This window comes from Mesorhizobium tamadayense, assembly GCF_003863365.1.
Lineage (GTDB): Bacteria > Pseudomonadota > Alphaproteobacteria > Rhizobiales > Rhizobiaceae > Mesorhizobium > Mesorhizobium tamadayense.
The window spans coordinates 82,988-108,286 of record NZ_RQXT01000010.1 but is presented as its reverse complement, the minus strand read 5'-3'; the positions used below and the strand labels follow the sequence as shown (position 1 = coordinate 108,286).

Annotated in this window: 18 protein-coding genes; 6 read left to right on the top strand and 12 right to left on the bottom strand. The window is 61.6% G+C overall.

Annotated features, from left to right (window positions below; genetic code table 11):
• The 5 genes from EH240_RS10940 to EH240_RS10920 form a co-directional block, all read right to left on the bottom strand.
• Window positions 1-1,542 (bottom strand): TadE/TadG family type IV pilus assembly protein, encoded by a 1,542-nt coding sequence (locus EH240_RS10940; RefSeq protein WP_124998016.1) that lies wholly within the window; start codon window positions 1,540-1,542, stop codon window positions 1-3.
• Window positions 1,543-1,611: 69 nt separating this feature from the next.
• On the bottom strand, window positions 1,612-1,887 hold the full coding sequence (locus EH240_RS10935; protein WP_245435932.1) for a hypothetical protein: 276 nt from the start codon (window positions 1,885-1,887) through the stop codon (window positions 1,612-1,614).
• A 4-nt stretch (window positions 1,888-1,891) separates the two neighbouring features.
• Entirely contained in the window at window positions 1,892-3,337 is a 1,446-nt protein-coding gene (locus tag EH240_RS10930) for a type II and III secretion system protein family protein (protein WP_124998013.1), read from the bottom strand.
• Between the two features lie 51 nt (window positions 3,338-3,388).
• On the bottom strand, window positions 3,389-4,423 hold the full coding sequence (cpaB, locus tag EH240_RS10925; RefSeq protein ID WP_124998011.1) for a Flp pilus assembly protein CpaB: 1,035 nt from the start codon (window positions 4,421-4,423) through the stop codon (window positions 3,389-3,391).
• Window positions 4,424-4,519: 96 nt separating this feature from the next.
• On the bottom strand, window positions 4,520-4,735 hold the full coding sequence (locus EH240_RS10920; protein ID WP_124998009.1) for a Flp family type IVb pilin: 216 nt from the start codon (window positions 4,733-4,735) through the stop codon (window positions 4,520-4,522).
• A gap of 498 nt (window positions 4,736-5,233) precedes the next feature.
• Between EH240_RS10920 and EH240_RS10915 the strand changes: the two genes are divergently transcribed.
• Genes EH240_RS10915 through EH240_RS10895 form a run of 5 tightly spaced genes read left to right on the top strand, consistent with a single transcriptional unit; the run spans window position 5,234 to window position 9,703 of the window.
• Entirely contained in the window at window positions 5,234-6,619 is a 1,386-nt protein-coding gene (locus EH240_RS10915; RefSeq protein ID WP_124998007.1) for a TadA family conjugal transfer-associated ATPase, read from the top strand.
• Window positions 6,619-7,590, top strand: a complete 972-nt coding sequence (locus EH240_RS10910) for a type II secretion system F family protein (protein ID WP_124998005.1) — start codon at window positions 6,619-6,621, stop codon at window positions 7,588-7,590. Before EH240_RS10915 ends, EH240_RS10910 begins: the two co-directional genes overlap by 1 nt.
• A gap of 44 nt (window positions 7,591-7,634) precedes the next feature.
• Window positions 7,635-8,558 carry a type II secretion system F family protein gene (locus tag EH240_RS10905; RefSeq protein WP_425374783.1) on the top strand — a complete coding sequence of 308 codons (924 nt, stop codon included), beginning with the start codon at window positions 7,635-7,637 and terminating at the stop codon, window positions 8,556-8,558.
• 54 nt (window positions 8,559-8,612) lie between these two features.
• Window positions 8,613-9,161: a tetratricopeptide repeat protein gene (locus tag EH240_RS10900; protein ID WP_124998002.1), complete on the top strand. Its 549-nt coding sequence runs from the start codon at window positions 8,613-8,615 to the stop codon at window positions 9,159-9,161.
• The gene (locus tag EH240_RS10895; RefSeq protein ID WP_342634076.1) at window positions 9,158-9,703 is read left to right on the top strand and encodes a prepilin peptidase; all 546 of its coding nucleotides are present in this window, start codon (window positions 9,158-9,160) and stop codon (window positions 9,701-9,703) included. The genes EH240_RS10900 and EH240_RS10895 overlap by 4 nt, the downstream gene beginning before the upstream one ends.
• Before the next feature lie 13 nt (window positions 9,704-9,716).
• Here EH240_RS10895 and EH240_RS10890 read toward each other — a convergent pair whose 3' ends face one another.
• The 4 genes from EH240_RS10890 to EH240_RS10875 form a co-directional block, all read right to left on the bottom strand.
• Window positions 9,717-10,706: a phosphatase PAP2 family protein gene (locus EH240_RS10890; RefSeq protein WP_167483992.1), complete on the bottom strand. Its 990-nt coding sequence runs from the start codon at window positions 10,704-10,706 to the stop codon at window positions 9,717-9,719.
• A 189-nt stretch (window positions 10,707-10,895) separates the two neighbouring features.
• Complete coding sequence (locus tag EH240_RS10885; RefSeq protein ID WP_245435926.1) at window positions 10,896-12,095, bottom strand: ABC transporter substrate-binding protein; 1,200 nt, start codon at window positions 12,093-12,095, stop codon at window positions 10,896-10,898.
• A gap of 136 nt (window positions 12,096-12,231) precedes the next feature.
• Complete coding sequence (locus EH240_RS10880; protein WP_124997998.1) at window positions 12,232-12,600, bottom strand: hypothetical protein; 369 nt, start codon at window positions 12,598-12,600, stop codon at window positions 12,232-12,234.
• 109 nt (window positions 12,601-12,709) lie between these two features.
• Window positions 12,710-19,567, bottom strand: coding sequence for a DUF5801 repeats-in-toxin domain-containing protein (locus EH240_RS10875; RefSeq protein ID WP_124997996.1), 6,858 nt, complete (start codon window positions 19,565-19,567; stop codon window positions 12,710-12,712).
• Window positions 19,568-19,891: 324 nt separating this feature from the next.
• Between EH240_RS10875 and EH240_RS10870 the strand changes: the two genes are divergently transcribed.
• On the top strand, window positions 19,892-20,878 hold the full coding sequence (locus tag EH240_RS10870; protein ID WP_124997994.1) for a transglutaminase-like cysteine peptidase: 987 nt from the start codon (window positions 19,892-19,894) through the stop codon (window positions 20,876-20,878).
• 331 nt (window positions 20,879-21,209) lie between these two features.
• On the opposite strand, the gene EH240_RS10865 is transcribed toward EH240_RS10870, so the two are convergent.
• From EH240_RS10865 to EH240_RS10855, 3 genes are read right to left on the bottom strand one after another with little or no spacing between them, the layout of a single operon-like run.
• Window positions 21,210-21,851, bottom strand: a complete 642-nt coding sequence (locus EH240_RS10865) for a ribbon-helix-helix domain-containing protein (protein WP_124997992.1) — start codon at window positions 21,849-21,851, stop codon at window positions 21,210-21,212.
• Window positions 21,841-23,130 (bottom strand): HlyD family type I secretion periplasmic adaptor subunit, encoded by a 1,290-nt coding sequence (locus tag EH240_RS10860; RefSeq protein ID WP_124997990.1) that lies wholly within the window; start codon window positions 23,128-23,130, stop codon window positions 21,841-21,843. Before EH240_RS10860 ends, EH240_RS10865 begins: the two co-directional genes overlap by 11 nt.
• Before the next feature lie 17 nt (window positions 23,131-23,147).
• The gene (locus tag EH240_RS10855; protein ID WP_124997988.1) at window positions 23,148-25,280 is read right to left on the bottom strand and encodes a type I secretion system permease/ATPase; all 2,133 of its coding nucleotides are present in this window, start codon (window positions 25,278-25,280) and stop codon (window positions 23,148-23,150) included.
• Between the last annotated feature and the right edge of the window lie 19 nt (window positions 25,281-25,299).

Genomic DNA, 25,299 nt, shown 5'->3' with positions numbered 1-25,299 from the left:
TCACCGGTAAAGTTGCGCTTCGTCGCGCAAGAAATTGTCGAGCGTTCCCTGGCCGGCGCCACCGGTTACGTCGACCAGTTCAACCATAACCGATGCATCATCTGACGCTGATGCAACCGGTTCGGTGAGAAAGAAGCTGCCGAAGGCCTCAACCGGCAGATTGGTGCTGTGACCGGACAGGTCGTTGCCCGCCGCTTCGAGTGCGTTGCAATTCAGGATGGCGCCATAGAGAAGACGGCGGTCCACGGACGTGACCGGCGGCTGACATGCGCTAGCCGGCGTGCCGACTTCGCCCCCGGTTGAGGCCGTCCCGACCAGACCTTGTGCTATCTCGTATTTGTAAACGTCATAGCGGGTCGGCTTGGTCGTATCCCAGGAAGACGGATGGCTGGTGGAACCGAAGTTGGTGCTCCAATAGCTCGACAGGTTCCAATCGCCATCGCCCATTCTGCCGCCCATGTAAGGAGTTGTCGCATCGCGCGGCAGTCCCATTGTCCCAGGCTCGGTGAATGAAAGCTGGTTCATGGCAGGACATTGGTTGGCACTGCCTTTGGTCTGCAACGCCCCTTTTCGGACATTCGCCGCCGGCCCGTATTCCGCACTATTAAAATGGCCGTTGGCTCCAATCCCAAACCGGACATTGAAGGCGTCTTGCACCGGGCCGGCGTTCTGCCCGGTCTTCGTTGAAACACTGCCCGATTCATAGCAGCCAATAGGCCTTGACGTGGCGATGGTCTCCGCGAGAGCCTGCGCCCCGTTTCCCACACCCGGGGGAGGCTCCAGGAAACCGAAATTGCCTGGGCCGGCAGCTGCGCCATTTCCGACCTTCCGCAGTTCAATCAAGCGACGGCGAACTGCAGGGTTGGAAACAGCCTGCTGCAGTGTGTAGTTGCCGGCATTGTTCGTGCCATTCGCATCCATCTCATAGGGATTACAGATGAAGACAGGCGTAAAGTTGCAGACACCAGAGGTGAATCCTGCCACGGCGACCGCTCCGACACTGAAGTTGCCGTTCGCTCCGGCCGATATGTAGGAGACCGGGAATATCGCGGCAAAGCCGGTGGGCGCCACCGTCACCTGAATGAAGCGCGTTTCCGCTTCACCAACGGCTCGAGTGGAGTTGGCGAGATAAGTTGCAAGGTTCGCCGCCGTTATCTGGGTGCTGTCCGACGCAGGAATCGCTTTTAGAAAGCACCATGAAATGTTCCCGGCGCTGTTGCAGTTGAGTGTGCCGCCAGGTTCGCCGGACCTCAGCGTGAATCTGCCGTTCGTCCCGGTTGTCGAAAAATTGCTCTCGTTGCTGACCAGCGTCGCCATGGCGCGTTCGGCGCGCACCCACGAGCCACTGGTGCCGTCCAGTTCAGCTGCTCCAGCAAGCGCAAATGCGTCTGCCGCTTTCTGAAGATCGTTATGGAGATTGTTGACTCGGCTCGCATCAATGGCCAGCAAAGAAAAACCGATGATCGCCGGCAACGTGATGCTGACGAGGATAAGCGCTATTCCCCTTTGATCGTGCCAGAACGCGCGAATAATTCGCAACATGGCCCTACCCTTTACCCCTTGGTGCCAGGCTCCTCGTATGCCCGATACAACCGCATCCTTTCGTTCAGTTCACTGCGTGCTCGCACCCGCCGGCCCGACGTTGACCGTCATGTTCGTTGTTGGCGGCGGGGGCGGCGGAACTCTGTATTGTTGGACGACGGCGACGGACCGTGCCCCGTCGCCTTCGATCTTCGTGTTGTTCGAAGCTGGATTGTACGGGTCGACCGTCTGCAGTAGCTGGTTGGCTTTCTGCGAATCGCCCGACGCCAACGTCATGGTGTCGTAATTGTTCAGATAGTCGGCCGCGCAGCCCCCAAGCAGGCTGGAGCTGAGAAGGACGAGCAAGAGCTTATTTCTTGACATAGACCAGCTTGTCCTTCGATTTCACATCCAGCATGTGGCCATAGGGGCCGGTGACGCCGTCGCCGTGCTCATACTTGCGGATCATGTCCTTGTTCACTTCGAGCTGGCCGAGCAGCATAAGTTCCGGGTCGTTGGCGGGCCTCGTCTTGTCGAACGGCGTTGCAAGCTGCTCGCCGGGCTTCACCGGCCGCACGAGATGCGGCGTGACGATGACGACCAGTTCCGTTTCTTCTTTCTGCGTGCTCGAATTGTGGAACAGCGCGCCGATGATTGGCACCTGACCCAGCCAAGGCACCTGCTCCTGCAGCCTGGTATTCTTGCTGGAGAGCAGGCCGCCGACCGCGAAGCTTTGGCCGTCGCGCAGGTCGACCACGGTGGCCAGCTTGCGGTTGGTGAAGATCGGATCGCCGGCGGGCGTGAAGCCGGTCAAGTCGCTGACTTCCGGCGCAAGCTTCATGTGGATCTTGCCGTCGTCGAGCACCACCGGCGTGAAATTGAGGTTGACGCCGAACTGCTTGAATTGGATCTGGACCTCGCCTTGGCTGGTGATGCTCCGGATTGGCACTTCGCCACCGGCATTGAAGCTGGCGGTCTCGCCGGAAACTGTGGTGAGGTTGGGTTCGGCCAGCAGCCGCACCAAGCCCTTCGACTCGAGCGCCTCGATGTACAAATCGACTTTGATGTTGCTGTCGATGACGCGCGTGAGCAGCGCTCCAAAGGGAGAGGCGTTGGACAGGAGACCGCTGAGCAAAGTGCCCGACCCGAGCACTGCACCATCTTTATCAACTGCGGCAATACCGGTTCCGACTTTTGTCGTGCCATCTCTGTTCGTGCTCTTGAATGACACGCCGAGATCGCGGTCGGCGTTGCGCTTAGCTTCCAGGATACGCACCGACAGATTGACCTGCTCGCTATCATCGATGGTCACAGCGTTGATGATGGCGTCGGGGCCATATTGCTGGGTGACTTCCACGATCTGCGCCAGCGTGGCGGCGTCCTTGACGTGGCCGCTCAGTCGAACCTTGCCGTTGATCGAACCGATTTCGATGCGCGCCTTCGGCGCGACCTGGCGGATCGCGGCCGCCATGTCGCTGACATCCTGGCCGACCTCGATCTGGATGGCGCCCAGCGAGCGCTTGTCCTCGGAAAACAGATTGACGGTGGTGGTGCCGAGGCTCTTGCCGATGATATAGAGCGTCTTGTCGGTCATCGGCTGGGCATCGGCGATCTTCTCGTCGCCAACGACGATATCGCCGAGTGTGGAACTGACCTGGATCGTGACGGACTGCGACACCGGCACGAACACGCGGTGTAGGGACGGGCTCGACACGTCGATGAAGCGGTCAGCCGCTGTAGCCGAATGGCTAGAGATCGCCGATACACCAAACAAGGACAGCGCGGCCGCCGCTATTCTGACCCAGAATCCCATCATCACTCGTCTCCCACTGCTGCCAATTGGCAGCCCCTCGTTTGCCGGGCGGTTCTAACGTTGACGCGGCACGTCATACGTTTCGAGCTTTACGCCCCGGAAGACTCCGATTGTAGCGCGGGCCGGCGGCTCCGGCTGCACATATTTGACCACTTCCTTTACGACTTCTTGCACCTGTGGTGCGGGTGCCACAGCAGGCTTCACCTTGCTCAACTGATCGAGCTTGCTCCCCACCTGCTCAACCGCTTGGGCGAGCCCGTTGATCTTGTCGTCGGCGCGCTTTCGCTCTTCGGCGGCGGCAGCCTCAGCGGCCTTCTGCCTGTCAAGTTCCGCCTGCCTTTTGGCGACATCTTCAGGCGTGTCGCCAGTTAGATCAGAGAGCGTGACACGTTCGGTCATTTCACCCTTGCTAGCCGCGGCTTGCCGAAGCGCCAGCGAAAGCTGGCCCGCGCCGGCGGCGAGCGTCAACTTCTGCGCATCCTTGGTGCTGACCTCTACAGTCACCGCCTTCACCACAGTCGGACTGTCCTTGCTCTCGTCGGCAACCTGGTCGATCGCAAGCACCTTCACGCTCTGCAAGAGCACGTCGACGAAGCTCTTATCCGCGCCCTCATTGCTGCGAACATTGCGGGTCAACAATATGTCGACGCGATCTCCCGGAAATACAAAGCCAGCGACACCGAGAACGTCATTGACCCTGATGGAAACGGCTTTCATGCCTTCGCCGAGCACGGCGGAAAGCGTGGCACGCTGACCAGGGCCTGTGATCTTGGTCGCCAGAACCGGTTCGTTGGCGCTGATTGCTTGAAGCGCCTGCCTTGCGCCATTGCCAGCCAGCGCCTCTTTCGTCGTCTTGAATGCTCCGGCCGGTACGGCACCTACCGGCCATGCCATCTCGCGCAGCTTGTCCTCGCTCAAAGTGTCACCGAATTTCAGCGGCACTGCAGCCACTACAATCGTGTCACGAGGAATGTTGCCTGCCTGGGCCATCGCGCTACGCTGGTTGGCGAGCCAAATATTGGCGAGCACAACCGCAAGCACGCCGAACACACCGGCAAGAATGATCATTATGACTGTATTCGCGCGCATGAGCCCAACCCCAAAAAGGCTACAAATCAGCCCCGCCTGTCCGGCAATTGATTCAGGCCCGGCCCCCAAGACCGGGCCTGAAAAGACTGCAAGCGATTAGCTACCGGTGCCGGAGCCGCACGAGCCAGGAACGTTGGCGCTGTTCAGGGCGGTGCAAAGGCCGGTGAAACGACCCGTCACCCACAGGCCGATGCCGATGATGAACAGAATCGCCGATACGGCGATCAGGCCGATCAGAATGGAATATTCGACCATAGCAGCGCCGTTTTCATCGTCGCGGAACTGCCGGGCCATCGTCATGAGCTTCTTCATGCCAATTTCTCCCTTTGGAGGTTTGAACCCGACGAGACGAGCCTAAGGATGAACCCCATACCCAAGCATCCCCCGTCGAATTCAATCCTTGCCCCGCAAAAAAGCCGAGTCAAACGGATTAACAGTCCCTTAACCCTTCAATACTCGAATCGAAGCTCCTTCAATTTTGACAAGAGCTTGATTCGCTTCGTTTTTCAAGTGATCTTAACCATTCATTCACAATTCGGCCACATCCGCGTCCAGAGAGCTGCACATTAGGGGTAGAACATATACGTTTATATCAAATGGGTTATAGGGGCTCTTGCCGGGGGGTGTCGCCAAAGGTCCTAGGACTTTGGTCTGCGAACCAGAGCAGCGCAAAAATAAAACGATTTTTTGAATCTCTATTTTTTAACTATGTCGCAAGTAATATGTCCAGTGTGTCCTCTACGCCGCTTGTGCCCCTCGTGGTTAACGCTTAGTTTCGACGCCAGGGGAAAATTACAAGGGGTTTGCGGCATGTTGGGTCGCTTCATCAAAGGGCCGGGTGACCAGCGCACGCCGCAATCAACGCAGGCGCCCGTGGTGGCCAATGGCGCGGCGGCCGTGCAGCCGGTCCAGACCGAGCAGGCGAGCGACGATTTCCTCTCGCTCAAGGTCGACCTGCATCGTCATCTCATAGACAGGTTCAATCTGACCGCCCTTGAAAATGCTTCCAAGGACGAGATCCTGAATGAAATCCGGCCGATCGTGCGCGAATTCGTGCGCGTCAAAAATATTCCCTTGAACGCGCGCGAGCTCGATCAACTGACCAGCGACACGGCCGATGAGATGCTGGGCCTCGGGCCGATCGAGCCCTTGCTCAAGGATGATTCGATCGCTGATATCCTGATCAACACCCATAAACGGGTGTTTATTGAGCGGCGTGGCGTGATCGAGGAAACCGCGATCCGTTTTCGTGATGAGGCGCATCTGCTGCGCATCGTCAACAAGATCGTGTCGGCTATTGGCCGGCGTGTCGATGAATCCTCGCCGATGGTGGATGCACGGTTGGAGGATGGCTCGCGCGTCAACATCGCGGTAAGGCCGATCTCTGTGGATGGACCACTGGTGTCGATCCGCAAATTCTCCAAGAATCCCTATTCGCTCGAACGCCTGATGGCATTCAACTCGATCCGCCAGCCGATGGTCGAGTTGCTGAGGATCGCGGTGCAGACACGCAAGTCGATCCTGGTTTCGGGCGGCACCGGCAGCGGCAAGACGACTTTGCTCAACGCGCTGTCGAGCTACATCCCGAGCGCGGAGCGCCTGATCACCATCGAGGACGCGGCGGAGCTGCAGTTGCAGCAGCCGCATGTTGGCCGGTTGGAGACCCGTCCGCCAAATGTCGAGGGCAAGGGCGAAGTCCGCCAGCGCGAATTGGTCAAGAACGCGCTGCGCATGCGGCCTGACCGCATCATCGTCGGCGAGGTGCGCGGCGAGGAAGCCTTCGACATGCTGCAGGCCATGAATACCGGCCATGAAGGTTCGATGACGACCATTCACGCCAACACGCCGCGCGATGCCATATCGCGTATGGAGCAGATGGTTGGCATGGCGGGCATGCCGATGACCCATGAATCCATCCGGGCGCAAATCGCCTCGGCCCTCGACATCATCGTGCAGACGCAGCGCCTTTCTGACGGCGGCCGGCGCGTTGTCTCGATCTCGGAGCTTACCGGTATGGAAGGCAATGTCGTCCAGCTCCAGGAAATCTATCATTTCGTTCGGCGCGAAGTTGCTGCTGACGGCACTATAATAGGCGAGTTCCGAGCTACGGGAGTCCGTCCTCGCTTCGCCCAGGAGGCGGCCACTCAGGGGCATCATTTTGCCAAGGACGCCTTCAATCCGCAGGTAGCACTATAATGCTGACCGGACAGACGTTGCTTTATTTCATCTACGTGCTGGCGGCGGCCGCGGTCATCCTTGCGGTCGAGTCGTTCTACGTGTCGTATTCCGCGCGGCGTGTAAGGCTCAACGTTATCAATCGCCGGCTCCAGCGGCTCGGCGAGGAGGGACCGGCGGAACAGACGCTGCAAGGTCTTCTGCGCGAGCGCGGCCTGACCAGCACCGGCGACTACCTTTTCGGAGCGGTAGGCCTGAACAGGCTTTACACGCAATCGGGCACCACTGGGAACCCGATCCTCTTTGCAACGATCTTTCTGCTTGCGGGATTGGTTGTAGGGCTTCTTTTGACACTGCTGTTCGGTCTGCCGATGCTCTTGGGGATCATAGCCTTTTTCGTCATCGGCTTCGTATTGCCCTTGCTGGTTCTGCGGCGAGCCCGCAACAGACGAATCCTCAAATTCGCCCGGCAACTTCCCGACGCCTTGGACATGATCGTGCGCTCGCTGAGGGCCGGCCATCCTGCGTCGGTCGCAATCGGCCTAGTCGCCCGTGAAATGCCTGACCCTTTAGGGACCGAATTCGGCATCGTATCCGACGAGATTACTTTCGGTCTCAGCCTGGAACAGGCAGTGCGAAAGCTGTCGGAGCGGGTCGGCTTCGAGGGATTGCATTTGCTGTCGGTGTCACTATCCATCCAATCCAAAACCGGCGGCAATCTCACCGAAATCCTGGCCAATCTTTCGCGGGTTCTGCGCGAACGGCAGAAACTTAAAATGAAGATCAGAGCGCTGTCGGCTGAAGGTCGAGTATCGGCCTGGATCATATCGATGTTTCCGGTTGTGATGTTCCTGCTCCTTCTGATCACTGCACCCGCCTACTATGGCTCTGTCTGGCACAATCCGCTGATATTGCCTGCGTTCACGATTTTCGGGGTTTGGGCGCTGCTGGGTGACTACATCATGTATCGAATGGTTACCTTCGATATCTAAGAGGGGCGAGCGCAGAATTGTTTGCGAGTGGACTAGATCTGAGTTTGTTGGTTTCCGTTGCGGTCTTTGTGGCCGCGGTCGCCCTTTTCCTTTTCGGGGGGCTGATCCTTCTGCCGGCATTGCAGACACGAAAACTGGTGGCGCAAAGCCTTATTGCCGAGGGCATTGGCGACCGCCGGTCTTTGCTGGGACAGGAGAAACTTGCGAAGATCGCTGCCCAGCGCCCGATCGATGCCTATTTCCGGTCTGTAGAGAAGGAGCGCGGGGAACCAAATGCGCTCGAGGCCAAGCTGTTCCGAGCGGGCTTTTACCAGTCCAGCGCGCCGATAATCTACACCTTGGGTCGCCTAGGCGTCGTATGCCTGGGCTTCCTAGGCTCCTACATGATCTTGTCGTCGATATTGCCGCCGCAATGGCCGCCTTTCATCCCTTACGCCGCTTCCGCTCTATTCGGTCTCGCCTGCCTTGTGATCCCGAGCGTTATGCTCGATCGCTTCGAGAACGCGCAAAAGCAGATCTACCGACGCGGCTTTCCCGATTTCATGGACATGATGATCACTTGCGCCGATGCCGGGATGAGTCTGGAAGCGGCGGTAGAGCGGGTCAGCAACGAACTGGCTGGGACGCATAAATGGCTGGGCATCCAGCTTGCGATCATGAATCTGCAAATGCGCGCCGGCAAGCCGTTGCGGGAGGCATTGCGTGAACTTGCCGACCGCTTGGGGCTAGACGAGGCACGAGCCTTGGCAGTGCTGTTCCGACAGTCGGAAGAACTTGGTACCAGTCTGACCGACGCCTTGAGGGTTTACAGTGACGAGATGCGAAGCCAGCGGATCCTTCACGCCGAGGAACGGGCCAACGCCTTGCCCGTCAAAATGATGATCCCGTTGGGGCTTTGCGTGTTTCCAGTTGTGCTGATGGTGATACTGTTGCCAGTGATCATTCGCATGAAGGGCATTTTCTTCTAAGACGTCATATGATTAGGTTCTGAAACTGAGTCGGAGGGCTCCTTGGGGCATAAGATGACAAGGCCAGTGCGCCTCGCCGCCGCAGCTAGTGTGCTGCTGCTCCTGCTCGCCGGTTGCCAATCGACCGACAGCACGGGCGTCGTGCGCACCAACGAGCCCGCCAAAGGCGACTACACCGCCTTCGGCGATACCTTCGACGGACTGAAGACGGTCAGCGATGTCGACTACTATGCTTCGGACCAGGCGGTCACCGAGGCCAAGACCCAGTTCCGCTCCGAAAATTACGGCAATGCCGGCGCCCTTTTCTACAAGGCCACCCGTCTGGCGCCGAATGACGGCGTCGCCTGGCTGGGCCTTGCCGCTTCCTGCGACCGCATCCGGCGCTTCGACCTTTCCGACCTTGCCTATAGTCGCGCCTACCGGCTGCTCGGCGCGACGCCGGAATATTACAACAATGTCGGCTACTCCTATCTGCTGCGCGGCAAGCTGCAGGAGGCGCGGTCGAATTTCCTCAAGGCCTATGAGCTCGCGCCCAACGATCCGACAGTGGCCAACAATTTGAAGCTGCTATCGTCCAGCGTGCGGAACATAGAGCGGTCATGAGCGTGTTGCTTGCCGCGTCACTGTTGCTCAGGGCGCTGGCTATCCCGGTTCTTGGCAGGATCGCCTGGACCGATTTCACGACGCAGAAGATTGCCAATCGTGACGTGCTGCTGCTGGTATGCCTCGGCCTCGGTTCGCTCCAGCTTGTGTCCGTGCAGACCGGGTCGTGGTGGGATATGGGTCTGAGCGCGATCGGCTGTGTCCTGCTGTTCGTGGCGCTGTTTCCATTTTGGGCTCTGCGGAAGCTCGGCGCCGGCGATGTGAAGCTGATGGCAGCTATGCCGCTTTTGATTGGCGGAAACGGTCTGGTCGTGTTCACGATTTTCCTGCTGGTCTTCGCCCTGGCGACCGCAGCGTTGGTCAAGAACCCTTTTCTCCTGCCGGCGGGCGCATTCCGTGTCTACATTCAGCACATGGACAGGAAAGGCGTCGTGCCGTTCGGCGTGCCGATCTCGGCTGCCGCGATCTGCGCAATCCTGTTCCAGATCTATGGCGGTGTGATGCTGGCCAGCCGCAGCGGAATCCTGCAGCAGCTAGGCTAAATCTGACACTTCTTCATCGGCTCTTTGGCCTCTTCGATATCCGACAACAGCGCCATATCACCATGGTCGCGATGATCGAGAAGTAGCCATCTATGGCATAGTGCCAGCCGAAGTACACTGATCCGAAGAGGATCACGCCTGCATAGGTCCACGCTACGGCACCGACCCATCGATTCAAGCTCGAAAGGAAAAGGGCGTTCAGCACGGCAATAGCGACGTGGAAGCTAGGCATCGCTGAAATGCCTGTCCCTATCGAGGCCGTATGGGTCGTATACGACAAATAAAGATAGTCGGCGATGAGAAGGGTGTCTGGTCCGGCATCGCTCGCCTTAAGCGATCGGATAAGATCTTCGAACATATCCGGATCGAACAGGCGGTCGTAAAAGATCGGCCCGGCCGATGACGCAGCCAATCTTGCTGCCACGCCCAGAACGACCGCACAGGTGATTAGCGACAGGAAATAACCTTGGCGCTTTGATGCGTCGTCGAGCCAGGCCGCGACGACGACGACGGTGGCAAGCACAACGAACCAAAGCTGCGAATACAGGATGTAGAGTGCCCGATCCGCGACGTGTGGAATAGGCAGGGCACGCGCCCACTTCCAGGGATCGCCGAAATGCAAGGCGGCGTCGATCCTTGCCAGGATTTGATCGGCAAAAAACGGCACCATCTGCGAGAATTCGTGCTTGAACGCGGTGAATGCAGCCAGGCAAAGTATGAAAATTCCAAGCGTGATTGTCGCTCCCGGTCCCCGCGACGCCAGTTTGTGCCACAGCCAGCTTGCCGGAGCTCGTGGTTGGCTGATGATTGCAGCTACAACCAGCCCGATCAGTATCAGGAAGGGCAGCAAGAGATAAAGCAGCCTCAACCTGGACGTGCCAAGCGCGGCGAAATAGGTGTCGGGAAACAGGTAGGCCGCTAGCCCGGCATAGCACAGGCAAAAGACCGCGAGCTTCGCGGAGGCTGAAAGCCGGGATCGTTCGGCAGCTATGTCAGGCGCCATTTCCATCGCCGCACCGGCTTCTTCTTGATGACAGGGAGAGGTGGCTGCTCGCCGGACACGGCCGGCCTCGGCGGCTCAAAGACCATGCGTTCGATGAGCGCGACGGCACCAGCTCCCACTGCGCCGACAACAGCCAAGATCAGAAGCTTTCTAAGAAAGTCCAACGAATCCCGCCCGCCCCAGTGAAATTCAAAACCCCGAGGTCTGCTTCTCCACCAGTTTCAGTCTACCCTTTTCCACCTTGAAAAACGGCATCGATCTTTGGCTCGAGCCGTCGGCGCGGAAGCGGAACAGGCCGGTCGAGCCGCGGAAGCCGCTCGCATTTTCCAGCACCTGTTTGGAGAAGCCGCCCGGGCCGACCGAGCTCGCTATTCCCGCCGACAGCGCAACCATGTCATAGGCGTAGGCGACGTTGACGTCCGCCTGGTAATTGTAGGTCGCCTTGAAACGATCGGCGATCGGTCCGGTCTCGCTCTGGTCGAGCGTCGCGATATAGGCGCCCTCATAGAGCGGATCGATCGGACGCTCGAGCCAGCGGTCGGTGCCGATCAGGCTCACGGCCTTGCCCGGAATGCCTTTCGCCTTCAGCGCGCCAAGCACGGCGATCGGGCTGCCGTCGCCGCTGGCGACGACGACGGCGTCGGGCGCCTCGACCAGCGAGCCCATGTCCGACACCACCTTGGCGCCGTCCGACGCCGAATAGGGAAGCGTCACGGCAAGCGTCGCGCCATAGATGCTGAGCGCGTTGGTGACACGCGCCTCGATGGCGTTGGCGCTCGTGCCCGCCGGCACCAGCAGCACGAATTTCTTGGCGCCCTTGCTGGCGCCCGCTGCCGCGCCCGCCGCCGCGCTGTCGGCCTCGCTGAGCCGCACCGAATAGACGCCCGGGCCGCCGGCGAAATTGTCGGCCAGCGCCAGCACCGGCGGCCGCTGCGTGCCGGAAAGCTTGGCAAGCTGCTGCGCGGCGGGAAGCTCGGCCGGCCCGATGACGACCTTCACGCCGCCCGAGGTGATCGCCTTCACCGCCAGGTCCTTGGCGGTGCCGCTGTCGCCGCGCGTGTCCTCGATCGTCAGCGTCACCAGCTTGTCGCCGAGATCGGCCATCGCCAGCCGCGCGGCGTCATACATCTTCCTGCCGTTCTCGCCAGCACTGCCGGGGGCGGAGAGCGGCAGCAGCATGGTGATCTTGGTCGAGCCCGTGCCGAGCGTCTGGCTAGCCTTGGCGGCGGTGCTTGCGGCGGGGCTGGCGGTCTGCTGCGAAGGCGCGGCGGCGGGGCCGCCGGCCTGGCCTGCGGGAGCGGCGATCGCCGAGGGATCGAGCATATCCGACGCGCCGTTCTTCGACTGGCAGCCGGAAACGGCCGCCACAACGACAAATGCGAGCGCCAAGGCTGGCGAGCACCGGCGCCGGAAATGCCACGCGGCGCCAGCATGCGAGGCAACCGACGCAGAGCGCGCGGAGGCGGGCGCCTCCGCCCAGGCTTTCATGGCCATCGTCACAGCCGATCGGCGTTCGCCCGTCAGCTCAGTGCATGTACTCGACCATGCGGTCGTGGAAGCACTCGCACTTGTTGAGGTAGTCCTCGTCCTTGTAGTTGGTCTTGAGATAGCCATAGGCCTTGCCGCAGGCGACCTTGGCTTCCGAAGCCCAGACGAAGGCGGGGCGCGACGAGTTGATCCATTCCGGGCTGTTGGCGACGGCGATGGACTCGTCCATCAGCGTCACCACCCTGTCCTTGAGCTCGACCATGTTGTCGGTCAGCACCAGGTCCGACGTGCCGACGGTGCGGCAATAGCTCACCGCCGGCTCGCCGATGATATCGGCGGCAAAGCCCGTCGATCCGGCGAGCAGCAGCGCTGTGGCCGAAGCCAGAAGTCTTGCGGAATGCTTCATGTTAACCCCTCTCCAAATTCCCCAGTTCATGTTCGCGAATGCATAGCATAGTTCTGCAACCGCGCGCTACGCAGCTGAGCCCACCAAGTTTGCTCCATCGACGCATCGATCACACAGTTTCCGTATGAGTCGGCTGGTTGTGATCATAAAGAATGGTGATCGCAGAACCGACACCAACTCCCGTCAGCGATGCCACCTCGACCATGTTCCCGCCAGCGGCAGTACCATTGTCGTCGACCATCACGTGAGCGGCGCCACCCGAGACGGTAACGTTGACCGAGTCACCTACCTGCGCATCCGTAGTGGGTGCGTTGCCTCCGAGGGATTTGAGCAGGTCTGACAGGTCGATAACATCCTGGCCGGGTGTGTAGTCTGCGATGACGTCGGCCACGTGGACCGTAAGCTTGGACGGATCGATCACAAACGTGTCGTTGCCGGTACCACCGGTCATGTGGTTAAGCCCCAACCCGCCGATCAGGATGTCGTTGCCGGCACCGCCGTCGAGTGTGTCGGCTCCGGCAAATCCTTGCAGGATATCGTTGCCGCCGTTGCCGTTCAGCGTGTCGTCATTGGCCGTGCCCTGCATGGTCTCGGCATCCGCTGTGCCAGTATAGGTAACGCCGTTGACAACGTGAACGTCCAGTTGCTGTGCCGGCGACGTATCGCCGTCAGCGTCCTTCACGATGACATTGAAGGTCAGATCGGCATTTTGGGCCGTCGTCGTGGTGCTGACCAGCCCAATATCGGAGATCTTGAACCCGAGGTCATTGCTGTCGGAACTCAGGTTTTGGAATGTGGTGCTCGCCCCGCCGGCACCGATGGCGCCATTGAGATTGATGGCTGTTCCGGTGATGCCTTCATCGGTCGGAGTGATCTGTGCTCCAACCAGCACGTAATGCTGACCGGCAGCATTGTAGTCATTCGATTCGATGATCAACAGGCCGTCATTGTTGTCGAGCGTTACGCCGGAGTAGATACCGGGACCAGTCCCCGCGCCCTTAAAGATGTCGGAATTCTCGACATACATGGCCTTCGTTGTGTAGGTACCGGCGACCGTGTCATAGAGCTTCAGGATGACGATGAAGTCTTCGGAGTTCCCGATGCCGTCGAACTTCAAGAACATCGAGCTCACCTGGGCATCGGGTGTCAGACCCGTAAATCCAGTCGGGTTCGTGGTGAAGAAGTCCATATCCATGACTTCTCCCTTGCCCATTGTATCGCCGGCAACGCCGTTTGCTGTGCCCGAGATCGACACGTATGACGAACTCTGGGTGAGCAATTCTCCATTCACATAAGTAAGCGAATTGCCGTCAAGCGAACCCGATTGCAGGTTGTCGGGCCCAGTACCAGACCCCGGTTCCGCATAGCCGGTAAACTGGATGAACAGGTTTGGATTGACCTGGGCTACCGCCACATCCGGTTGAGTGTTGTCGACAGTCGAGCTTCCCGGCACGTATCCAACGATAGAAGACGAATTGCTCACCGTGCTGATCGTCACCGCGGAAATCGGATCGGCCAGATCAACAGTATAAGTACCCGCCACCTTGTCGAAGGTGAGGGTGCCTGTTTCCTGGGTGGACACCCCACCCGTGAGATAGCTGAAGCTGACGTTGAAGACAGCCGTCGTCGAGGTCTCCGAAGTCCAAGTCACGGTCGGCGCGGTGATTGCACTCCCCGCCACAGTTCCGGCCAATGTGATGGCAGCAAAATCGGAATTGAGGCTGCTGTACGTCGTATGTCCGTCAGCTCCGATGGAGTAGTCGAACACGCCGGTTCCGCTGACGGTCCCGCTGTTGGCAAAATAGAGATCCGTCTTGTCGAGAACAGTCGGCCCGTCGTCGTCGAAGGTGATCTGGCTCGACACATCGGCCGTGTTGCTGGTCGCCGTGTCGTTGTCGCCGTCCTTGACCGTGACGGTCACGCCGAGGCTGCCGTTGGCCAGGGTCAGGGTCTCGTCGTAGCTGTTGAAGCCGTTGCCGGCCGTCGCTTCGGCCGGATGGTCGAGCGACAGATACTGCTCGACCGTCACAGCGCCGGTTGTCGCATTGATCGAGATCGCAAACGCCGCCTGGCCATTGAACGTGCCGCCGGACACGACGCCGACGACCGCGCCATTGACCAGCTGCAGGCTGATCGCCGAGCCGTCCGTCAGCGTCAGGCCCGAGTTGGCGTTCGTAACCGTCAGCACGTAGACAGTGCTGCCCGAGGCAGCGGCGCCATCCGCGCCGAACAGCGCGTTGACCGTCACCAGCGCTCCGGCGCTCGTTGCCGTGGAGATGTAGCCCGAGCCCGACACATCGGGATCGTTGCCTTTTACGATTGCGCCGGTGTCGATCGTGGCGACACCGCTCGAGGTCGCGGTCTCGTCAAGCGCGACTTTGGTCGCCGGAGCCGCAGTCACCGTCAGCGACGGCACGTCATCGTCGAAGCCGATGTTGCCGCCGAGATCGGTGCTCACCGTCGACGTCGCCGTGTCGTGGTCGCCATCCGTCACCGTCGCTGTCGCCGACAGCGTCACCTTGCCGGCGGCAAGGTCGATGTGGAAGTTGTCGTTGGTGGCATCGACATCCTCGGGCAGGTGGTCGATCTGCTGGGACTGCGTCAGCGTCACCGTGCCGGACGCATCGACGGCGATCCTGAAGATCTCGCCATGCGAGGCCGTCGAGCCGACGATGTCGTTGCCGACCTTGGTCAGCGTGATCGCCTCACCCTGGCTGGTCAGGCCCGAAGTCGCGTCGGCGACGGTCAGCGTGTAGCCGCTGATCACCGTCGTGCCGGCGCCGTCGGCTCCGTAGCTCGGCGTCACCGCCGCCAGGAAGGCGGCCGCGAAGCTCGCGCTCGCCGTGTCGGAGGCGCCGCCGATCGTCTGGGCATCCTGCGTCACCAGCGTCAGGCCGCCGTCCGCGACCGTGCCGACCGTCAGCGACGGCACGTCATCGTCGAAGCCGATGTTGCCGCCGAGATCGGCGCTCACCGTCGACGTCGCCGTGTCGTGGTCGCCATCCGTCACCGTCGCTGTCGCCGACAGCGTCACCTTGCCGGCGGCAAGGTCGATGTGGAAGTTGTCGTTGGTGGCATCGACATCCTCGGGCAGGTGGTCGATCTGCTGGGACTGCGTCAGCGTCACCGTGCCGGACGCATCGACGGCGATCCTGAAGATCTCGCCATGCGAGGCCGTCGAGCCGACGATGTCGTTGCCGACCTTGGTCAGCGTGATCGCCTCACCCTGGCTGGTCAGGCCCGAAGCCGCGTCGGCGACGGTCAGCGTGTAGCCGCTGATCACCGTCGTGCCGGCGCCGTCGGCTCCGTAGCTCGGCGTCACCGCCGCCAGGAAGGCAGCCGCGAAGCTCGCGCTCGCCGTGTCGGAGGCGCCGCCGATCGTCTGGGCATCCTGCGTCACCAGCGTCAGGCCGCCGTCCGCGACCGTGCCGACCGAAGCCGTCGGCGCGTCGTCATTGAAGGTGATGGTCAGCGTGCCCGGTGCCGTCGAGCCGTCGGCATCGGTGATCAGATAGCCGAGGTTGACCGTCGCGTTGTTCTCGTTGTTGGGACCTTGGGCCTGCAGCACGTTGTCGAGCAGCGTCACTGTATAGGCGCCGGTCGCCGGGTTCGTCACATGCACCGAGAACAGATCGCCGCGCGGGCCTGTCGCCGTCAGCGTGTTGGTGCCGGAATCCCAGCTGTAGGTCACGTTCTCCTGGCCGACCGTGCCGTTGGTTCCGTCCAGCGTCGCGAACGAGAAGCCGTTGGCGCCGGCGCCGTCGCCGCCGAGGCTGCCGCCCAGCGTGCCGTTGAAGATCGCTTCGCTGGCGCTCAGCGGAACCTCGCCTGCATTGGCGTCGATGTCGCCTGTCGTGCTCGTCGGATTGCCGCCGGCAAGCCCGTCGTCGTCGACCGCGGCCGAGGCCGTGCCGCTCGTTGGGGTATTTGCGTCCGTCACGACGAAACTGATGCCGGCCGTCGCCGTGTCGCCGTCGCCATCTGTCACCGTGTAGGTTGCGGATGCGGCGCCCGTGCCGACAACAGGAGCGTCGGCGGTGAACGAGTAGCTGCCGTCGGCTTTGACCTTGATGAGGCCGTCGCCGATGTCGACAGTCTGCGAGTAGCCGTCTTGGCCAAAGACCAGCAGCGTGCCGTCGACATGCGTCACCGTGGCGCCGTCGGCGCCGGCGACGAAGTCCAGCGTGCCGGTGATCGTACCGCCTTCGGCGACGTTCTGCGAGGCTTCCGTGCTTGCGGTGGGAGCATCGTCATTGAAGGTGACGGTCAGCGTGCCTGGCGCCGTCGAGCCGTCGGCGTCGGTGATGACATAGCCGAGATCAACCGTGGCGTTGTTCTCATTGTTGGGTCCCTGCGCCTGCAGCACGTTGTCGAGCAGCGTCACCGTATAGGCGCCGGTCGCCGGATCCGTCACATGAACCGTGAACAGGTCCCCGCGCGGGCCTGTTGCCGTCAGTGTGTTGGTGCCGGCGTTCCAGTTGTAGGTGACGTTCTCCTGGCCAACCGTGCCGGAGGTGCCGTTGAGGGTCGCGAACGAGAAACCATTGGCGCCGGCGCCGTCGCCGCCGACGCTACCGCCGAGCGTGCCCGAGAACGTCGTTTCGTTGTTGTCGCCATCGGTATTCGGGACCGCGATGTCGCCCGTCGTGCTCGCCGTATTGCCGCCGGCCAGCCCGTCGTCGTCGACCGCGGCCGACGCCGAGCCTGTGGTCGGATGATTTGCGTCCGTCACCACAAAACTGATGCCGGCCGTTGACGTGTCGCCGTCGCCGTCAGTCACGGTGTAGGTCGCTGATGCCGCGCCCGTGCCGATCACTGGATTCTCGGCGGTGAAGGAGTAGCTGCCGTCGGCCTTGACCTTGATGGAGCCGTCGCCGATGTCGATCGCCTGCGAGTAGCCGTCTTGGCCAAAGACCAGCAGCGTGCCGTCGATATGCGTCACCGTGGCACCGTCGGCGCCGGCGACGAAGTCCAGCGTGCCGGTGATCGTCGCGCCTTCAGCGATGTTCTGCGGGTCTTCCGTGGTTGCCGTCGGTACGTCGTCGACGATTTTGACCGAGAGCGTGCTGTTGGCGCTCTGGCCGTCCAGGTCGGTCAACGTAACGTCGAAATTCTCGAACAGGCTGTTGGTGCCCTGAACAGCGGCATGCGCTTCGTTGTCGACAAGCGTGTAGGTGTAGCTCACCTCGCCGGTGGCGGCGTTGTAGCCGGTCACCGTCAGCGTGTTGCCGAGTGGCGTCGTGATGGAACCGGCAGTGAACGTGCCATTGGTGATGAAGTCGTGTCCGCCGATGTTCAGCGAGGCGATGCCGTCGGGCGAAGAGATAGTGAAGGTGCCGCCCTGGGCGGTGCTTTCCTTCGAAATGTCCGACCCGTCCGATTCGCCAGCGCCGCGGCTGGCCAGCAGGTCGTCCTCATTGACGACGACATCGCCGCCATTGGCTTCCGGGGTCAGGTCGGTGATCACAGGCGTCGAGTTGCCGATCGAGATGGTCAGCGTGGTGTGCGAGGTGTCGCCGTCGCCGTCCTTGATCGTATAGGTGAAGACGTCGTTGACGCCGCCGGGCGTGCCGGCGTCGCGCACATAACTGTAGGTGCCATCCGCGGCCAGCGTCAGCTTGCCGTAGGTGCCCTGGATCTGCACGCCGAGCGTGGCGGCATTGTCGACATCGACATTGGTGTCGCCGGCCGCGACGCCAACCACTGTGGCGCCGTCGGCGCCCTTGGTGTCGGCAACGCCGTCCGTCGTATTGGCGTCGGCGCCATCCGTGCCGCCAACCAGCACATTGCCCGTCGCCGGGCCGAACTGGCCGGCCGCGATGCTGTCGGTATCGGCCACCGCCGTCGGCACGTCGTCGATGATGGCGACGGCAAAAGTGGCGCTAGCCGTATCGCCGTCGGAATCCGTAACCGTGACGCTGAAATTGTCCGGAACCGTATCGTTGGGGTCGAATCCGTTCGTTTGTTCAGGATGGGTGACCGACTCGGTCACCGTGTAATTGTATTCGATAGCACCAGTGATCGGATCGAATGACACGATCGTTATGTAGCCGAACTGGCCCTGGATCTGCTGCCCGACGCCGGTCACGGTGTCGCCGTTGATGACGATCGAGCCGATACCGTCCGGCGCGTCGATGGTGATCGCTCCGATGCTGGACGTTTCCGCGTCGCTCGGCGCGTCACTGCCCGGCGATTGTGAAGGACCGCCGTCGAGGCCGGTTTCGCTGGCCGCCTCGTCCGGGGTCAGCAATGACGTGGCCACCACTGAAACCTGCCTGTCGATTATCGAGGGAAACAGCTCACGGTTCTCCGGCTGGCCGAACTGCAATGCCGTCGGCGGCAGGAGCGACGTCAGGCCGAAGCCGTCGCCGATCCCGCCTGCGGGATGTTCGAAATTTCCGCCGGCGCTGGGCGAGGCATTTCCACCCGCCGAGATCGAGCCATCGGCGCCGAAGGCGACATCGACATGGCTGGCTTCAAGAGCCGCGATCAGGGCAACGCGCGGCACCTCGACATCGCCGATGATGAAGGTAGGCACATTCAGCGCGCCGTCCTTGATGACGATCTCGGATCCGTCGGGCTGCACCAGCACCAGGTTGTGGCCGTCGACCTTGATGTTGTCGATCGAGACATTGGCCGGAAGCTTCACGACATTGCCGGCATCGGCGTGATATTCATGCGGAACATTCGAGGCCGCCGCGTTCGCCGCCGGTGCGGCAGGAGCATTGGAGGCAGGAGCGTTGGCGTCCGCCGCCGGCTTGTCTGCCCCTTGTGCGTTCTGTGCGTTGGCCGCGCCCTGCGCCGGCGCTCCGCTGCCCACATCGACCGGTACAGGTTCGCCTGCCGCGGGTGCCGCCTGGCCACCGGAGGCCTGGGCGACTTGGACACCCGAAATCGGGTGTTCGCCAACAGACGCGTGCTCGTGCCAGGAATTGGAAACGGTGTCGAATTCGATACTGGTTGTCATAGCTCAAGCCCCCTTCGGCGTTTCCCGGAAAGAGACATGCCAGCCTCGAGCTTTGCAACACACCTTCAATCTTTTTCATATACTGGAATATGTAGAGATTTGCATTTTTTACACTTGGTAAATCGCCATGATATACCCGGATATGCATTCCCGGAGGCGGCGTCGGGCTGGTTGGGAAACGCGGCACCGGTCCGATAAACGAAAGTATAAATTTGAATAAAATTTGACACAAAGCAGCATAGATTGATTCGCGTAACTTTACCCACCTTCCTTTCCGATAATTTGAGACAAGATCGGTAGCGTCCACAGTCAAAGGTGGGCGTTATGAAAATACAAAAAGCTGCTTCGGGGACGTCGGGGATCAAGGTTCTGCTGCTGGCAATCGGCCTCGCCGGTCTGCCGAATGCGTCATCCGCCAGCGCGATATCCGTTGGAAATCCCGCCCCCCAGACGGTATCTGCGCCCATCCTTCTCGGCGGTGTTTCGCTGGCCAGATTGCAGCCCTGGCAGCCCATCGCCGCCTACCGGATCACCGGTGTCGTCAGCGCCTATGGAGCCCTCGATGCCCACCCGGCGGCAGGTTCTTCGAACGGAGGGGCCGCCCCCGGCATCGATCCGATCCAGGTTGACCCGATCCAGACTGGGGCGATCATTCCGGGCGTGTTCGGGTCGGTCGCCTTGTCCATGCACAACTTCCCGGTCGCCGCGCGCTGGGCCCCCATTTACAAGGCGATCCTCGACTGCACGCCAGGCAGCGCCTGCGATCGTGAGAACGCGGCTTTTGCCGGGATTGTCGACATCGCCGGCAACAAGGGCTTCCGCGACAAGCTGGCCTTCGTCAACAGCAGCATCAACCGCCTGATCGCCTATCGCAAGGACAGCGTCGTCTACGGCAAGCTCGACTACTGGGCGAAGCCGTCGGAGATCCTCGCGCATCGCGCCGGCGACTGCGAGGATTTCGCCATACTGAAGATGGCGGCGCTGTTGCGCGCCGGGATCCCGGCGCAGAGCATGTCGCTCGTCGTGCTGCAGGATCGCCGCCGGAAATTTTTCCACGCCGTCCTGTCCGTGAGCACGGGAAGCGGCGCCTTCATCCTGGACAGCCTCAGCAACAATGTGGCGATGGACAGCGATCTTCCCGATTACGTCCCGCTCTATTCCTTCAGCACCGATCGCGCCTGGATCCACGGATCGAGGTCCGGCGCGCAGATCGCAGACACCGCCGGCGGTTTCACGACAGTGGCGCCCGGCGAAGGCTCTTCGCCTGGAACGACGATCGCTCCCGCGGGTACCGGCGTCGGTCCGAAATAGGCTGCCTGTCGGTCAGAGCAATTCAAGGAAAGCGCATCGCAGCCGTCCGAAATTGACCGATGCCTTCGTGTCTTCGTCATCCTTGGGCGAAGCGAGCGAAGACCCGAGGATCCATACCGTTACCTCGGCCGAGGACCGCAGCGGAGCAGAATTCTGCACCGTGGCAACACCTTAACGTCACGGCACAGGATCCTGGGGTCTGCGCTGCGTCGCTTCGCTCCTTGCTTCGCCCAGGATTGACCGAAGCGATGGGCATTTCGGCCAATCTCCAAGGCATGCGATCTGCCAACGCAAGCACTATCCGACAGTAAAAATTTTCCGCGCTGGGGAACTACCCGTTGAAGACGAACGCCATCAAGAGTTCCGGCTCTGTAACCGGCGCGCGCACGGCGCTGAGCTGGCCCCGGTAGCGGCGCTCGCCGGCGCCGATGACGAAGCCGGTGGTGACGGGCGTCTCGCCATTGGCGTCGAGCCGGGCGAAAACGTCGGTGACGTTGAGGTCCAGCGCCAGCTTGAGGTCCTGCCTGCCGTCGTCGCCCGGTGCGTTCGGCAGTTGGCGCCTAACCAATTGCTGGAATGGCGCATTGAACGCCAGGATCTTTTTCGACGACGACAGCGCGAAGGCGGGCGAGGGGCAGGCGACCAGGATCGCGGTGATCGTCCGGATCGAGGCGAGCTTGCGCAACTCCATGCTTTCCTCGGCGAGGCTCCGCATGCACGCCACCCGGATCGCCGATGTCAGGTTACCCAGGTCGGGGTGATTCTCGGCGATCTCCTCGACCAGCATGCCGATCGTGCACTTGCGGGTTTCGGCCATCTGCTTCAGCGATGCCCAGAAGGCGCGCTCCAGCCGGATGCCGCGGCGCACGCCGCCGCGCGCCACAACGCGGAACTCCGGGCCGAAATCCTCGGCCGCGAGCGACGGCAGCAGCCGGTCGCGCGCAGTGTCGGGGCGTGCGGCGCTATCGCTCACTCATCGCCTCCTGACGCGCCTTGTTGATGGGCTTCAAAAGATAGTTGAGGATCGTCTTGCGCCCGGTCTTGATATCGACCGAGCAGATCATGCCGGGGATGATGGAATAAGCCTTGCCGTCCCTTGTGAGGGTCGACTTCTCGGTTGCAACCCGCACCTGGTAGTAAGGCTCGCCCGTCTTTTGGTCGACCAGGCTGTCGGCGGTGATGTTCGAGACCTTGCCCTCGATGCCGCCGAAGATCGAGAAATCATAGGCCGTGACCTTGATCAGCGCGTCCTGGTCCGGCTGGATGAAGGCGACGTCGCGCGGCGAGACCCGCGCCTCGACCAGCAGCGTCTCCGATGTCGGCACGATTCCGGCCACGACCGCGCCCGGCTGAACGAAGGCGCCAAGTGTGTTGACGTCGAGCGTGTTGACGATGCCGTCGACGGGCGAGCGGATATCGGTCCGCGCCACCTTGTCGGTGGCGCCGCGGATGGTTTCGTCCACCACCGAGAGGTCCGCCAGCGCCTGCGTCAAGTCGCTCAATGCTTCCTGCTGCAATTGCAGGCCGAGCTCGTCGACCTGAAGCTGCGCCTCGGTGATGGCCGACTTGCTCTTCTTGATCGTCTCGCCGGCAAGGTTGAGCTGTCCGCGAAGGTCGGTCTGCTCCCGCTCGACGCGGATCTGCTCGGTCCTGGCCATCAGGCCCTTCTTGACCATGGGTTCGATCAGCGCCGTTTCCTGGTCGCTGACGGCCAGGCTCTTGGACAGGCGGTCGGAATTGGCGGTTGCCTCGTCCAGCTCGTTCTCGCGCTGATCGAGACGCGACTTCAGCACCGACAGCTTCACCTGGAAGTTGTCCCGGCGCGCAACGAGCAGCTTCTGCTCGTTGTCGCAGATTGCCGGGGCGATCTTCAGGATATCGGCCGGACAGGGGAACGCGCCCTCGAGGGTGCCGCTCTGCTCGAATTTGAGCCTGGCGATGCGCGCCTGCAGCGCCCGCGCCTTGGCCTGCTCCTCGCCCAGGCTCGAGGTGTTGCCTGTGTTGTCGAGGCGGATGATCAGGTCGTTCTTCCTGACGATCTGGCCGATCTTGACCGCGATTTCCTGGACGACGCCGGCTTCGCTCGCTTGGATGATCTGCGTCTTGGAGGCGGGTATGACCTTGCCGTCGCCGCGCGCGATCTCATCGACCTCGGCAAAGGATGCCCAGGCGGTGAAGGCCACGAACAGCGCCCCTATGATATAGACGGACGCCGACGCGAAAAACGGCGGTCGGTCTTCTTTTGCAAACATTCCCCAACGTACCCCGGTCAGGCATTCGCCTTTTGCAATGCCTGGATGACTTGTTCCTTTGCTCCGTCCGCGACCACACGGCCCTGCTCGATGACGATGAGGCGGTCGACGAGCTCCAGCATGCTGTAGCGATGGGTCGACACGATCAGCGTCGTGTTGCGGTCGAACGCCACTTTGAGCTGCCTGATCAACTGCCGTTCCGAGGCGAGGTCCATCGAGCCCGACGGCTCGTCCAGGAAGACGATCTTCGGCTTGGTCAGAAGCAGCCGCGCGATCGCCACCGCCTGCCTCTGGCCGCCCGAGAGATTGGTGCCCCGCTCGCCGACATTCATGTCGTAGCCGCGCGGATGGCGCGAGACGAAGTCATCGACGCCGGCGGCCTTCGCGGCGTCTATGATCTCCTCGTCGGTCGCTTCGGGAGCGGCCATCAAAAGGTTTTCCTTGATAGTGCCCGAAAACAGATCGCCGGCCTGCGCGACGATGCCGACCGCGGTGCGGACTTCCGACGGGTGGTATTGGCGGATGTCGATGCCGTCGAGCAGCAGCTCTCCGGAGGTCGGCAGGTAGAGCCGGCCGATCAGCCGCCCCATCGTGGTCTTGCCGGAACCGATGCGACCGATGATGCCGACACGCTCGCCGGGCCTGACGGCAATGTTGAGCCCGTTCAGAACCTCGTTTTCGGTGCCCGGATAGGCAAAGCCGACATTCTTGAAGAGCATCGCGCCGCTGCGGATCGGCCGGTTGACGAAGCCGACCGTGTCGGGTCGGTCCTCCGGCTGCGACATGATCGTGTTGACGATCCTGAGCGACAGCATGGCTTGCCGGAAGCGGGCAAGCGTGATGGCGATCTGGCCGAGCGGCGCGACCGCCCGGCCCGCCAGCATGACGGTGCCGATGATCGCGCCTGTCGAGACCTGGCCTTCCGAGAAGGCGTAGGCGCCGGCAACCACCAGGGCGACGGTCACGAATTGCTGGATGGCGCCGGTGATGTTGCCGGCGGCGGCCGAAAGCTCCTTGATCTTCTCCGACGTGTTGGCCGCGTTCTTCGAGTGCTCGCCCCATTTGCGCAGCAGATAGGCCTCGGCGCGCAGCGACTTGATCGTCTCCAGCGTGGAGATGGATTCGACCAGAAGGGCCTGGCGCTGGGCCGATTCGTTCATCGAAGCGGCGACCCGCTTGCCGATGCGCCGCTGCGTCACCAGCCCGACGAGGACGGCGATCACGAAGGCCAGAGCCGGTATGACCACCAGCCAGCCGCCAATGGCGTAGATGACCAGCAGGAAAACGAAGACGAAAACGGTGTCGATGAAGACGCTGATGGTGTTCGAGGTGAAGAACTCGCGCACGAACTCATATTGCGTGACGCGATTCGCGTATTCGCCGGTCGACCCCGGCCGCGCCGACAGCGACGAGTTGAGCACTTTCTCGAACAGCAGATAGGAAATCCTCAGATCCGCCTTGCGCCCGGCATAGTCGATGAGCGAGGCGCGGGCCGTTTTCAGCAACAGGTCGAACAGGATGGCCGCGCCGATCCCGAGCGCCAGCACCCAGAGCGTCGATATCGCCTTGTTCGGCAGGATGCGGTCGTAGACGTTCATGGTGAATATCGGCGAGGCGATCGCCAAGAGGTTGATGAAGACGGCCGACAACACGACCTTCGAATATGTGCGCCAGAAAGCCCCCATCGTTCCGGTCAGCCAATGGCGCCTTTCGATCCTCGGCGCCGCGCCGACCGTCATCTCCTCGGCGGTGTTGGCATAGGTGATCGAAAATGAAGCGCCGCCGCTGATGTAGCTCTCGGCAAGCTCAGATTTGCCGATCGTGGTGCGGCCGTTTTCCTGCGGCGCCGTCAGATATTGCCCGGCCTCGATCTCGGCGAGCAGCGCAACCGGCAATTGGCTGACGCGGAACACGATGGCCGGAAGATCGACGCGGCCACGCACGAAATCGCGATGGCTGAACGCCTGGACCTCGAGGCCGATGCGTTCGGCCAGGTGCCTGATGTCGTCCGGCTCGATACGCGTGTCCGAAATCGGCACCCCGGCAAACAGCACGGTCTCCGCGCTCGGCCGGCCGAGATAGGCTGCAATCGCCGAGAAGCAGGCTTTGAAAGCCTCCTTGGGCGAGACGATGTTGGGCTGCTGATTCACGATCCGCCCCGAAGGACCA